The sequence below is a fragment of the Hyphomicrobium sp. LHD-15 genome, assembly GCF_031157355.1.
Taxonomy (GTDB): Bacteria; Pseudomonadota; Alphaproteobacteria; order Rhizobiales; family Hyphomicrobiaceae; genus Hyphomicrobium_C.
Genome location: NZ_JAVIFT010000001.1, coordinates 1,111,842 through 1,124,820, shown reverse-complemented (window position 1 = coordinate 1,124,820; position 12,979 = coordinate 1,111,842). Strand labels below are relative to the sequence as shown.

Below are 12,979 nucleotides of genomic sequence, written 5' to 3'. Positions count from 1 at the left end.
CATCTGTTATATTGGAGAATAAATTGCTTCAATCACGCGCGAAATTAGATCGCGCATTGCGCCTCATGCGTCAATAGGAGATTTATATTCCTGCTCCACCATCGAAGGTGTCGCTGCGCGCCTGTGCCTGGACGATGTTGCTGTTCGGCGGCACGCTGCGCGTGAGCCAGACATTGCCGCCGATCGTGGATCCGCGCCCGATCGTGACCCGCCCCAGAATGGTGGCGCCTGCATAGACGACGACGTCGTCTTCAACGATCGGGTGTCGCGGCAATCCTTTGACCAGTGCACCGCTCTCGTCAACGGAGAAGCGTTTCGCGCCGAGTGTCACCGCCTGATAGAGGCGCACGCGCTCTCCGATCACGGCGGTCTCGCCGATCACCACGCCGGTGCCGTGGTCGATGAAGAAGCTGGGGCCGATTTCGGCGCCCGGATGAATGTCGATCCCCGTCGCCGAATGGGAGCTTTCCGCGACGATACGCGCGATGATCGGCAGATCGAGCTTGTAGAGCACGTGCGCGATCCGGTGATGCACGACGGCCTTGATGCCGGGGTAGCTGAGCAGCACTTCCTCTTGGCTTTTCGCCGAGGGGTCGCCGTCATAGGCGGCGCGCACGTCGCTGTAGAGGATTTCCAAGATCGCAGGCAGGCGATCGGCGAAATTCTGAACGATGTCCCGTGAAGCGCTCTCGGCGTCGTTGACGTCTCGGCCGGCGAGTGCGGCGGTGAACACGAGTTCGCGGACAACTTGCTTGCTGAGGCCTTCGAGCGCTTTGTCGAGCGTGTAACCGACGAAATAGTCGAGCGCGCCGTTCATTGCCGCTCTCGCGCCACCGTAGCGGCGCGGAAACAGCGAGGAAATGATTCCCGAGACGATTTCGGAGAGGTCACGTGGAGAGGGAAGCTCCAGCACGTTTCCGTCGCGATCCACCGTTCGCGCGGATGCGCCCCGCGCACTCCGGAGTGCGCCGACGATGCCGTCAATTTTAAAGGTCACGGGATTGATCTGCCTCTCTCGCGCCAAGCAGTTAGGGCTTGCACGAAGATGTTAGAAATCGCCGCGGCGGAGTCGAACCAAGAAGAAGTGCTAAGCAAATTCCCAAAATGGAAACGCCCGGCCTCTAAGAGGCCGGGCGTTTCTTCGCTCCCCCAGAAAAAGCGAGCGTCAGTTGCTCTTCGTCGTGACCTTGTCGTAGACACCGCCGTCAGCGAAGTGCTCCTTCTGCGCCTCGGCCCAGCTCGGGAAATACTGCTCGAGCTTGAAGGTCTTGATCGGCGGGAACTTCTCGGCGTTCTTCGCGAGCACGGCTTCGTCACGCGGACGGAAGTTGTGCTTGGCGATGATGGTCTGGCCTTCCGTGCTGAACAGGTAGTCGAGGTAGCCCTTCGCGGCTTCCGCGGAATTGCGCTTTGCCGTGATGATGTCGTTTACGGCAACCGGCGGTGCGGCCTCGATGCTGAGCGACGGATAGACGACGTCGAACTTGTCACCGAACTCGGCGAGCACGAGCGCAACCTCGTTCTCGAAGGTGATGAGCGCATCGCCCACGTCGCGCTGCGTGAAGGTGGTGGTAGCGCCGCGTCCGCCGCCATCGAACACCGGTACATTGGCGAACAGCTGTCCGACGAACTCGCGGGCCTTGTCCGCGCTCTTGTTGTTGTTCTCTAGCGCATAGCCCCACGCTGCGAGATAGGTATAGCGCCCGTTGCCGGAGGTCTTGGGATTCGGGATCACGACCGAGATGCCGGGCTTGGCGAGATCATTCCAATCCTTGATGCCCTTGGGATTGCCCTTGCGCACGATGAACACGGTTGTCGTGGTATAGGGCGCTGCGTCGTGCGGGAACTTCTTCTTCCAATCTGCGGCGATCACCTTCTTCTCGGCCAGGAAGTCGAGATCGGTCGGCTGGTTGAACGTCACCACGTCGGCTTCGAGTCCGTTGGCGACGGCGAGTGCCTGCTTGGTCGAGCCGCCGTGCGACTGGTTGACGGTGATGTCCTTGCCCTTCTCTTTCTTCCAATAGGCAGAGAAAGCGGGGTTAATCTCTTTGTAGAGCTCGCGCGAGACGTCGTAGGACGCGTTGAGGAGGGTGTTCTCATCGGCAAGAGCGGCGAACGGAGCAAGGGCCGCGAGCCCGAGTCCGAGAAGGGTTTTGCGCAAAGTCGTCATCGTTGGCCTTTCTTCGATTTCGCGAGGAAGATACGCGAGGTGGTTGAATGGAAAAAGGGGCCGGTTCGAGGAAACGAACCGGCCCGGAGGAGAACCGCGGTCGGTGACCACCGTGGTCCAGGGAGAGTGAGTGTCAGGCACCGGGCTGCGTCTCGATCGTGACGATGATCGGCAACGCGGTGAATGACGAAACGAAAGGATGAGGAGAGGAAACGCGAGTTTGAGTGAGAAGGACCGCTAGGGGCGTGGCTCCCCGCGAGGTCCGGCGGAAGTCATGCAGCCCTCGCTTTCTGCTTCGGCCCGCGGCCGAATTGAGCAAGGGCAGCGCGTTCGGCGTCTCTGGGAGCCGAAAAGATCTTTCCGTCGAGCGGATAGTAGCGCGGCAGAGAAGCATGGAACCGGTAGCTCTTTTCGCTGTCCTGGCGAACAACGATGCCGGCAGTCTCGTCGGCAACTTCGATGACAAATGCGTCTGACATGAGATGTCCTTTCCCGTACGTCGGCGGGCTAACTCGCAAAGAATGTGAAGGGTTGCGTTGGGTGCGGCGGCTGGGCGTGGCCAAGTCCGCGCTTGAAATCAACAACACCGACAAGCGAGCGCGAACGCGGTTCCGGCGGACGGCAGGCCCGAAGCCTTCGGGTGGAGGACTGTGGTAGAGAACGTCATGGCTGCTCCTTAGCGTTTGATGACGCGGCGCAAGTGAACCTCGAAATCACCGCGGCGAACGCAAATCGCGTTGCAAGACGATCAAGCCCGCAACAGGCTCAAGGGTCAAATAACAAGAAGTGCGAAGCATTCAATCGAAGCGGCATTGCACCTGACTATCCTGGAAATTCGCTGTCGGGCCGCTATTGCTGAAATTGGAATAAGCAAAGAAGAATTTGGATATTCGCTATTCTGGCAAGGGAGGCTACATCTGACTCGACACGCGCTCCCGCTTTGCGGGCCGACGACGAAGGACCCCACGGGCGGCCATGAATTTTCAGCAGCTTCGCATCATTCGCGAGACGGTTCGGCGTAACTTCAACCTGACCGAAGCGGCTCAGGCGCTGCTGACGTCGCAGTCGGGCGTGAGCAAGCATATCCGCGATCTCGAGGAGGAACTCGGGCTCGAGATCTTTGTGCGTCGCGGCAAGCGCCTGCTCGGGCTCACTGAGCCCGGCCAAGAGGTGGTGGCGGTCGCTGAGAGAATTCTTCTCGAATCCGAAAACATGATGCTGCTTTCGCAGCAATTCTCGAAGCGCGATACCGGAACGCTGAGCATCGCGACGACGCACACTCAGGCGCGCTACATGCTGCCCGAGGTGATCGCGAAGTTCAAAGCGGACTTCCCGGATGTGCGCCTTGTGCTGCATCAGGCAAGCCCGAAGGAGATCGCCGCGATTCTGCTCGAGGGCAGCACCGATCTCGGTATCGCGACCGATGCCTTGGAAGACAACGCTGGGATCATCACATTCCCCTATCACCGCTGGTCGCACGGCGTGGTTGTCCCTAAGGATCATCCTTTGCTGACGTCCAATACTCTCACGCTCGAAGCGATCGCGGATTATCCGATCATCACCTACGACGAGGGGCTGACTGGCCGCACGCGGATCGACAAAGCCTTCGAACGGGCTGGAATCGAGCCCGATATCGCGATGTCGGCGCTCGATGCCGACGTCATAAAGGCCTACGTGGAACTCGGATTGGGTGTCGGCATTATCGCTTCGATGGCGTTCAACGCGAATCGCGATCACGGGCTCGTTCTGTTGAACAGCTCGCATTTGTTCGAGGAGAACGTGTCGAGCTTGGCGGTTCGGCGCGGAAGGTTTTTGCGCTCCTATGTGTATCGGTTCATCGAGCTTTTGGCGCCCGAGATAACCGAGCAGCGCGTGCGCCGCGCGGAGCTTGGCCGCTGAGTGCGGAAAGCTGATTTCGCGGCGCTTCGCTTGCCGCGATCATGATGACACCATGACAAAGACTTCCGCGCTGAGTGGATGAATCTCTGCGGTATTGTTCATAAGCTCAGCACTTCTTCTTGGTTCGCTTGCAGTAGGGGGCCGCCTACGTTCGACGCGAGTTAAGCCAAATTAGAGGAACTCACCAAATGTCATTGTCTCGTATTTCCCGCCGTACCGCCCTGGCGCTGGGCGCATCGGTTGGCCTCGCAGGCCTTGCGGCCGCCTCGCAGGCCGCCGAGCTTCTGAACGTTTCGTATGACCCCACGCGCGAGCTTTATCAGGAATTCAACGCGGCCTTCGCCAAGCACTGGAAAGCCGAGAGCGGCGAAGACGTCACCATCAAGCAGTCGCACGGCGGCTCGGGCAAGCAGGCTCGCGCGGTTATCGACGGCCTCGAGGCCGACGTCGTGACGCTCGCACTCGCCGGCGACGTTGATCAGCTCGCGACCAAGGGCAACCTCATTCCGGCCGATTGGCTGAAGCGCCTCCCGGACAACTCCGCTCCTTACACCTCGACCATCGTGTTCCTGGTTCGCAAGGGCAATCCGAAGGGCATCAAGGACTGGGCTGATCTCGGCAAGGAAGGCGTCGAGGTCGTGACGCCGAACCCGAAGACCTCGGGCGGCGCCCGCTGGAACTATCTCGCGGCTTGGGGCTACGCCCTGAAGCAGGACGGCGGCAGCGAGGAAAAGGCGAAGGACCTCGTGACCAAGATCTACAAGAACACCAAGGTTCTTGATTCTGGCGCTCGCGGCTCGCTCACCACCTTCACCGAGCGCGCCATCGGCGACGTGCTGATCTCTTGGGAAAACGAGGCTTACCTCGCCACCAAGGAACTCGGCCCCGACAAGTTCGAGATCGTGACGCCGACCGTTTCGATCCTTGCTGAACCGTCCGTATCTGTCGTCGACAAGGTCGTCGACAAGAAGGGCACCCGCAAGCTCGCTGAGGCCTATCTCAAGTATCTCTATACGCCGGAAGGCCAGGAGATCGCCGGTAAGCACTACTATCGTCCGCGCGATGCGAAGGCGGCCGAAAAGTACAAGGCTCAGTTCTCGCCGGTGAAGCTGTTCACCATCGACGATGTGTTCGGTGGCTGGACCAAGGCGACGGAAATCCACTTCAAGGACGGCGGCGTGTTCGATCAGATCTACGTGCCGGGCAGCAAGAGCTAACACTCTGCATGAAGGGTTCTGCCGCCCCGCCTCGCTTCTCTTCCGAAAGCGAGGGCAGGAGCGGCAGAGCCGCCTTTCTCTCTCAATGCGAGGGAGCTGATCTCCCTCTCGGAGGACTAGTTTCATGACCACCGTCTACGCGATGCCAGTGATGAACACGGCCGTAGTGGTGTTGGCTGCGATTGCAGCGCTTTCGGTCGCCAAAGCTTCGAACGTTCTGATGATCCGCTGCTCGGCCAAGTCCGCGGCGCGCTTCTGTCGCCGCTGAGCCGCGCAGAAGCAGAAACAAAGATCCAGACACGTCGAACCTTTGAAAGATCATCTCATGACGACCACGCTCATCATTCCGGGCCTCAATTCGAGCGGCTCCGCTCATTGGCAGACCTGGTTCGAAACACAGGTTCCCAACGCCGTGCGCGTCATCCAGCGCGATTGGAAGCGCGCCGATCTCGCCGAATGGGCGAGCCGAGTCCGCCGCGAGATCACGCGTCACCCCGGCCCGATCGTGATTGCGGCCCATAGCTTTGGTGTGCTTGCCGCCGTGCAGGCCGCTGAGGATCACCGCGAACGTATCGTCGGGGCTTTGCTGGTGGCGCCCGCCGACCCCGACAAGTTCGGCGTCAGCGATCTCTTGCCGCAAGGGCCGCTCGGATTTCGAAGCACGATTGTCGCCTCGACCAACGATCCGTGGCTGAGCTTCGCGCGCTCGGTCGATCTCGCCACGCGGTGGGACGCGAACCTCATCAGCCTCGGCGCCGCCGGCCACATCAACACGGATGCCGGCTATGGTCCCTGGCCCTATGGCCTCGCCCTGTTGCGGGAGTTCAATGAGCAACTCTCGTTAACCGCCAAGGCGCATCCTGAGCATCGCCGTTCGATTCGCAAGTTTGCGGACGCAGAGCACGCGCGTGGCGAATCGGACAGGCGCGCATCGCTCGTTTAGCGAGCGCCTTAGGTTGGGTGCTGCAACCAAATTAACGGAAATCCGTACGCTTTGTTTGTCGCCGTACAACGTTAGGCGCCAAATTCGCGTCTCCGCGGCCACATTGTGTCGGAAATATAAAACATTGAAGCGGACGCGCTTGAGTTCCGGTTGGGGAATAAGGAAACTACAAGCAGAGTCAATACGTTATTACGGAGTTGACCGCTAATATAACGGAGAAGGTTGGGATGGTTGGGGGACTTATTGGAAGTGTCTGGCGTACGGCGTTTGTCGCCGCCGGATTGTTCGGCGCAGTTGGCGTAATGCCGGCTGCCGCGGCGGATCTGGGCGGCAACTGCTGCGCCGATCTTGAAGAGCGGATCGCCGAGTTGGAGGCGACGACCGCGCGCAAGGGCAACCGCAAGGTCTCCTTGGAGCTTTACGGTCAGGTCAACCAGTCCATCATCTTTTGGGACGATGGAAGAGAGGACAACGCCTACGTTGTCACCAATGACAATTCCCGCACCCGCATCGGTTTCCGCGGCAAGGCCAAGATCGATTCCGAGTGGGAAGCCGGCTACCGCCTGGAGATCGGCGTTCGTACCGCGAATTCGAAGCGGTTCACGCAGAGCAACCCGCTCGGCGATGACACCAAAGCTGATGTCGGCCTCGATCTGCGCGACAGCTATTGGTACCTGAAGAACAAGAAGCTCGGCACCGTTTCGCTTGGCACGCAGGCCGCAGCAACGGACGGCATCACGGAATCGAACCTCACGCAGACCAAGGACTTCTCCAAGTACTCCGACGTGGAGGATACGGGCCTCGGCCTGTTCCTGCGTTCGAGCACGAGCGGTGACCTTTCGGCTCTGTCCTGGCGTCGCCTTCTCATCGATTCGGGCGACCAGCCCGGCGACGGCGACCGCCGTCAGAACGCAATCAAGTACGAAACCCCGGCATTCGCTGGCTTCACCGCATCGGCATCGTGGGGCGGCGATGACTATTGGGATATCGCGCTGCGCTATGCGGGCGAGTTCGCGGGCCTGAAAGTCGCTGCTGGCATTGGCTTCCTGCAGATCACCGACGGCCCCGAAACCAAGCACGAGTGCCCCGCACGCGGTCAAGGCACCTCGAAGAGTGACGAGGAATGCCAGCACTTCGGCGGCTCGGTCAGTGTCGTGCACGAGGCCACAGGCCTGTTCGTGAACGCAGGTGCTGGCCAGGTGAAGGACGACGTCATCGCGTCGGTGCCGGCCTTCTCGGGCTCGAACCCCGACAACAAGTCGAGCTTCTGGTCGGTCCAGGCCGGTATCGAGAAGAAGTTCAATTCGCTCGGCAAGACCACGATCTACGGCGAATATTATGACTACACCGGTGGCGCCATCGCTCGCCAGGTCAGCGGAACGGATCCGCTGAACACCGTTCTAGCTGCGCCGGCGCAGATCTGGAGCAGCGATCTCCAGGTCTACGGATTTGGCATCGCTCAGGGGATCGATGCTGCGGCGATGGTGCTTTATCTCAACTATCGTCACGTCGAAGGTGGTTTGACGCTGGTTGAAAACGGCACCTCGGACCTCGCCAAGGCGTCGTTCGACGATCTCGATCTCGTGCAGGCTGGCGCGATCATCAAGTTCTAGTCGACACCCGACAAACGAGCACACTTTAGAAAGGGCCGCCTCCAAAGGGCGGCCCTTTCCGCATTTTTCCCTTAGCTTTCGGGACCCTCGCCTATTCTCTCAAACGCATAAGCACATATTTTCTTCTTGGTTCGTCCGCACCTGGGATGCCGCTACGTTGTCGGATATGAAAACGATTGCGGCACCTTTGATATCTATGTCCACAGCAGAACCCGAAGAGCGGGATGTCGGCGTCGACGCCTCCATTCCCGAAGCGACAGCACGTGACGTTCCCGTCATTGTCGGATCCAATTTGCGTCGTCTTCGAAAGGCCCAGGGGCTTTCGCTCGAGCGTTTGGCGGAACTGTCAGGCGTAAGCCGCGCCATGCTCGGCCAGATTGAAACTGCCAAAAGCGTACCGACCGTGAGCCTGCTATGGCGGGTGGCGGATGCGCTCGGCGTTCCAGTCGCAACGTTGGTCGCCACCGAGCGGGAGCCGACGGTCGTCGTCGTGAGCCGCGACCGCGCAAGCGTTCTGGTCACCAGCGAAGGCCGTTACGCCGCGCGCAGTCTGTCGCCGGCAAATCGCCAGCGTTCGACCGGCTTTTTCGAGCTGACCATCGCAGGTGGCCATCGCGAGGAGTTCCAGCCGGCTCAGATCGGCACGCGTCACAATCTGGTGGTCGCCCAGGGGCGTCTCACGGTCGCCGTCTCCGGGGATGCGCCGACAACGCTCGAACAGGGCGATGCAATCGCTTTTGAGGCGTCAAACGCCTATGTCATTGAAAACGCATCATCATCACAAGCGACCGCCTATCTCGTGGTGGTCGGGCCGACACCATGATCGGCTAATCCAGGATTTCGAATAACGATCGCAGTTCTTGTTAGTTCTGGTTCTAAGAGGCCGATCATAGGGTGCGCGGACGCCAAGTCTGGGGGAGTTCTCTTGCTTTCTAAATACATACAAGTCGAGAAACTGATCTCCTGGACGGCACTGCTGTGTTCTGTCTCTGTGATAGTCGCCTTGACGATTGCGCACTGACACACAGGCAGTAGATCAAAATGGCTTACGCGCGCGCTAAAAGGGTTCTGCCGGGATTCGGGCTGTCGCTTGGATTCACGCTGGCCTATTTGTCCCTCATCGTCCTCATTCCTCTTTCTGCCGTCTTCATCAAATCGGCCGGCATGGGGTGGGAAAACTTCGTCAACGCCGTCACCGCGCCGCGCGTCATCGCCTCCTTCAAATTGAGTTTCGGCGCCTCTCTCCTGGCTGCCGCGATCAATGTCGTGTTCGGCCTGATCCTGGCCTGGAGTTTGGTGCGCTATACCTTCCCCGGCAAGAAGCTCGTCGACGCGCTGATCGACCTGCCGTTTGCGCTTCCGACCGCGGTCGCCGGCATCTCGCTCACCGCTCTTTATGCCAAGAACGGTTGGGTCGGCAGCTTGCTGGAGCCGTTCGGCATCAAGGTGGCGTTCACGCCGCTCGGCATTTTGATCGCGCTGGTGTTCATCGGTCTCCCATTCATCGTTCGCACCGTCCAGCCGATCATCGAGGATCTCGACGCCGAGTTCGAGGAAGCCGCCGCCAGCCTAGGCGCCACTCGCTGGCAGACTTTCCGCCGCGTCGTTCTCCCAAGCCTCATACCTGCGCTCCTCACCGGGTTCGCGCTCGCATTCGCCCGCGCCGTTGGCGAATACGGCTCGGTCATCTTCATCGCCGGCAACATTCCGCTCGTCTCGGAAATCACGCCGCTGATGATCATCACCAAGCTCGAGCAATACGACTATGAGGGCGCAACCGCCGTCGCATCCGTGATGCTCATCTTCTCGTTCATATTGCTTCTGATCATTAACGGCCTGCAGGCCTGGACGACCAAGCGCACGGGGAGGAACGCCTAATGGCCGGAGCTGCTGCACATCTCTCGCCCCATTCGGGTTCCGCGACACGCTTCGAAGCCAACCTCGCAACGCGCGACAGGCGGTGGGTCAAGTACACGCTGCTCGCCGTCGGGCTCTCCTACTTCGCACTGTTTCTTCTGCTCCCGCTTGTTGCCGTGTTCATCGAAGCCCTGCGCAAGGGCTGGGAAACCTACTTCGCGGCCCTGGTGGAACCTGATGCGCTTTCCGCCATCAAGCTGACCCTGATCGCCGCCGCCATCTCGGTGCCGCTGAACCTTGTCTTCGGCATCGCAGCCGCATGGGCCATCGCCAAGTTCGAGTTTCCCGGCAAGCACCTTCTCATCACCTTCATCGACTTGCCGTTCTCGGTTTCGCCGGTTGTCGCAGGCCTGATCTACGTATTGATCTTCGGCGCGCACGGCTGGTTCGGACCCTGGCTCATCGACAACGACATTCGCGTCATCTTCGCCATTCCCGGTATCGTGCTGGCCACGGTCTTCGTCACCTTCCCGTTCGTCGCCCGCGAGCTAATTCCGCTGATGCAATCGCAGGGTCGCGACGAAGAGGAGGCGGCCGTGACGCTCGGCGCTTCGGGATTGCAGACGTTCTGGCGCGTGACGCTGCCCAACGTGAAGTGGGCGCTGCTTTACGGCGTCATTCTTTGCAACGCACGCGCCATGGGCGAGTTCGGAGCCGTGTCGGTCGTGTCCGGCCATATTCGCGGCGAGACCAACACCATGCCGCTGCACGTCGAAATTCTATACAATGAGTACCAGTTTGCGGCCGCTTTTGCCGTCGCATCGTTGCTCGCGCTGCTGGCACTCGTAACCCTGACCGTCAAGACTTACATCGAGTGGCGGGCGGGTCTTTCAACCGCCGAGGAGACGTCTTCATGAGCATCGAGGTCAAGAACATCTCCAAGTCGTTCGGCTCCTTCAAGGCGTTGAACAACATTAACCTCGATCTGCCGCCGGGCGAGCTGATTGCCTTGCTCGGACCCTCGGGCTGCGGAAAGACGACGTTGCTCCGCATCATCGCGGGCCTAGAAACGGCGGATGAAGGCTCGATCATTCTTTCGGGCGAGGACGCGTCCAACAAGCATGTCCGCGAGCGTCAGGTCGGCTTCGTGTTCCAGCACTACGCCCTGTTCCGCCACATGACGGTGTTCGAGAACGTCGCCTTCGGCCTTCGGGTGAAGCCCAAGGCCCATCGCCCGCCCGAGAAGGAGATCCGCGCGAAGGTTCATCGCCTGCTCGATCTCGTCCAGCTCGATTGGCTCGCCGACCGCTTCCCCGCCCAGCTCTCGGGCGGCCAGCGCCAGCGCATCGCGCTCGCTCGCGCGCTCGCCGTCGAGCCGCAGGTTCTCCTGCTCGACGAGCCGTTCGGTGCGCTCGACGCCAAGGTCCGCAAGGAACTGCGTCGTTGGCTGCGCCGCCTGCACGACGAGCTACACATTTCGTCTGTGTTCGTGACGCATGACCAGGAAGAGGCCCTCGAGGTTTCCGATCGCATCGTGCTGATGAACAAGGGCCGCATCGAGCAGATCGGCTCGCCGCGCGAGATCTACAACGAGCCGGCAACCTCCTTTGCCTACAGCTTCATCGGCACCGTGAACGAGTTCCGCGGCCACGTCGAAGGCGGCTATGTCCGCGTCGGCAACGATCTCCTGCCTCACAACCGCACGGATCTCAACGACGGCGCGTCGGTGATCGCATTCGCGCGCCCGCACGATACCGAGATCATCAAGGGTGCCGAAGGCGAGGGCGTTGCGGCCAAGGTCAACAGGATCCTCTCCAGCGGCGCCATCACCCGCGTCGAGCTGATCGCCAATGGAGATGCGCGCCAGGGCAAAAAGGACTACTTCGAGGTCGAGGTAACGCCCGCCGATCTCGCCGCACTGAGCCTGGCGACCGGAGAGGCCGTGCGCATCAAGAGCCGCCGCTTGAGCCTGTTTGGCGACAAGTGACGGCCGTTAAGACCTCCTGGTAGAGAGCGATACGCGTCATGACGAGGATGAGGGAGTGCCGCCCCATACGCGCAGGCCGATGCCGCAGCATCGGCTGGGCGCTTGAGCGGTGTTGACGCTTCCTAAGAAGCCCGCTTTTCGTCTTCTCTTTTCTGGCGCCTCGTTCGGTGCCATCCTACCAACCAGCTTTCTCCGTGCCGCTTCGCGCGCTTAGCAGACCACCCGGTTTGCGGCGGTCGCTGGCGCTGCCACATAGCATCACAGGTTTCAAAATGAACTTTCAGCAGCTTCGCATCATCCGTGAGACGGTCAAACGCAACTTCAATCTCACCGATGTCGCCAACGCGCTTTACACCTCGCAATCCGGTGTCTCGAAGCACATCAAGGATCTCGAGGACGAACTGGGCGTCGAGCTTTTCGTCCGTCGCGGCAAGCGCCTCCTCGGCCTGACTGAGCCGGGACGTGAGCTCGTGGGCATCGTCGAGCGCATTCTTCTCGATACGCAGAACATCAAGAAGCTCGGCGAGCAATTCGCAAACAAGGATCGCGGCCAGCTCGACGTCGCGACCACGCACACCCAGGCACGCTACGCGCTGCCGCACGTCGTCGCCAAGTTCCGCAATGTCTTCCCCAACGTGCACCTCGTGCTGCACCAGGGCAGCCCGACCGAAATCGCCCGCATGCTGGCCGACGGCACGGCCGATATCGGCATCGCGACGGAATCGCTGCAGGACGCAAATGAGCTCGTCTCGTTCCCCTATTATACGTGGCACCACGGCGTCATCGTGAAGGCTGGGCACGCGCTCGAGCAGGAGGAGAAGCTGACCCTCGAGGCGCTCGCCGAGTGGCCGCTGATCACCTATAGCGAAGGCTTCACCGGCCGCCCGAAGGTCGACAAGTCGTTTGCCGACGCCGGCATCGTGCCCGACATCGTGCTCTCCGCCTTGGACGCTGACGTGATCAAGGCCTATGTCGAGCTGGGCCTGGGCGTCGGGATCGTCGCGTCGATGGCATTCGATGCCGTTCGTGATCCTGGGCTTCGGCTGATCGACGCGCACCACCTCTTCGAGGAGAACGTCTCCCGGATCGCGGTGCGCCGCGGTACCTACCTCAGAGGCTACGCTTACCGCTTCATTGAGTATTGCTCGCCCGCGCTGACCGAGCAGGTGGTGAAAGCCGGCGTCGAGAACACGGCCGAATCGGGCCGCGTCTAAACGCGAAGTCTTCGATTTTTCGTATTTTTTGCATCTTGGAGCCACGATCTCCAAGAATGGCCACACTTACCGTGTTTGG

The 12,979-nt window shown here is 60.6% G+C and carries 13 protein-coding genes; 10 read left to right on the top strand and 3 right to left on the bottom strand.

The genetic code is table 11. From position 1 onward, the window contains the following. Positions 1 to 82: 82 nt before the first annotated feature. The 3 genes from epsC to RCO24_RS05110 all read right to left on the bottom strand — a co-directional run bounded on the left by epsC (position 83) and on the right by RCO24_RS05110 (position 2,649). A complete protein-coding gene (gene epsC / locus RCO24_RS05120) occupies positions 83 to 997 on the bottom strand; it encodes a serine O-acetyltransferase EpsC (RefSeq protein WP_308960353.1) in 915 nt (304 codons plus the stop codon). Between the two features lie 168 nt (positions 998 to 1,165). Further along, on the bottom strand, positions 1,166 to 2,170 hold the full coding sequence (locus RCO24_RS05115; RefSeq protein WP_308960352.1) for a sulfate ABC transporter substrate-binding protein: 1,005 nt from the start codon (positions 2,168 to 2,170) through the stop codon (positions 1,166 to 1,168). Positions 2,171 to 2,442: 272 nt separating this feature from the next. After that, on the bottom strand, positions 2,443 to 2,649 hold the full coding sequence (locus tag RCO24_RS05110) for a hypothetical protein (protein WP_273218942.1): 207 nt from the start codon (positions 2,647 to 2,649) through the stop codon (positions 2,443 to 2,445). 496 nt (positions 2,650 to 3,145) lie between these two features. On the opposite strand from RCO24_RS05110, the gene RCO24_RS05105 reads away from it, so the two are divergent. The 10 genes from RCO24_RS05105 (at position 3,146) to RCO24_RS05060 (ending at position 12,900) form a co-directional block, all read left to right on the top strand. After that, positions 3,146 to 4,069: a CysB family HTH-type transcriptional regulator gene (locus tag RCO24_RS05105; protein ID WP_308960350.1), complete on the top strand. Its 924-nt coding sequence runs from the start codon at positions 3,146 to 3,148 to the stop codon at positions 4,067 to 4,069. 188 nt (positions 4,070 to 4,257) lie between these two features. Next, positions 4,258 to 5,286: a sulfate ABC transporter substrate-binding protein gene (locus RCO24_RS05100; RefSeq protein ID WP_308960349.1), complete on the top strand. Its 1,029-nt coding sequence runs from the start codon at positions 4,258 to 4,260 to the stop codon at positions 5,284 to 5,286. A 124-nt stretch (positions 5,287 to 5,410) separates the two neighbouring features. Continuing rightward, on the top strand, positions 5,411 to 5,554 hold the full coding sequence (locus RCO24_RS05095; RefSeq protein WP_308960348.1) for a hypothetical protein: 144 nt from the start codon (positions 5,411 to 5,413) through the stop codon (positions 5,552 to 5,554). A gap of 57 nt (positions 5,555 to 5,611) precedes the next feature. Continuing rightward, complete coding sequence (locus RCO24_RS05090; protein ID WP_308960346.1) at positions 5,612 to 6,229, top strand: alpha/beta hydrolase; 618 nt, start codon at positions 5,612 to 5,614, stop codon at positions 6,227 to 6,229. Positions 6,230 to 6,456: 227 nt separating this feature from the next. Next, positions 6,457 to 7,842: a porin gene (locus RCO24_RS05085; RefSeq protein WP_308960345.1), complete on the top strand. Its 1,386-nt coding sequence runs from the start codon at positions 6,457 to 6,459 to the stop codon at positions 7,840 to 7,842. A 196-nt stretch (positions 7,843 to 8,038) separates the two neighbouring features. Further along, positions 8,039 to 8,665 carry a helix-turn-helix domain-containing protein gene (locus tag RCO24_RS05080; protein WP_308960343.1) on the top strand — a complete coding sequence of 209 codons (627 nt, stop codon included), beginning with the start codon at positions 8,039 to 8,041 and terminating at the stop codon, positions 8,663 to 8,665. 218 nt (positions 8,666 to 8,883) lie between these two features. After that, positions 8,884 to 9,720: a sulfate ABC transporter permease subunit CysT gene (gene cysT, locus RCO24_RS05075; RefSeq protein ID WP_308960341.1), complete on the top strand. Its 837-nt coding sequence runs from the start codon at positions 8,884 to 8,886 to the stop codon at positions 9,718 to 9,720. After that, positions 9,720 to 10,616 (top strand): sulfate ABC transporter permease subunit CysW, encoded by an 897-nt coding sequence (cysW, locus tag RCO24_RS05070; RefSeq protein WP_308960340.1) that lies wholly within the window; start codon positions 9,720 to 9,722, stop codon positions 10,614 to 10,616. Before cysT ends, cysW begins: the two co-directional genes overlap by 1 nt. Then, entirely contained in the window at positions 10,613 to 11,686 is a 1,074-nt protein-coding gene (locus RCO24_RS05065) for a sulfate ABC transporter ATP-binding protein (protein ID WP_308960339.1), read from the top strand. Before cysW ends, RCO24_RS05065 begins: the two co-directional genes overlap by 4 nt. 272 nt (positions 11,687 to 11,958) lie before the next feature. After that, positions 11,959 to 12,900, top strand: a complete 942-nt coding sequence (locus RCO24_RS05060) for a CysB family HTH-type transcriptional regulator (RefSeq protein ID WP_308960337.1) — start codon at positions 11,959 to 11,961, stop codon at positions 12,898 to 12,900. Positions 12,901 to 12,979: the final 79 nt, after the last annotated feature.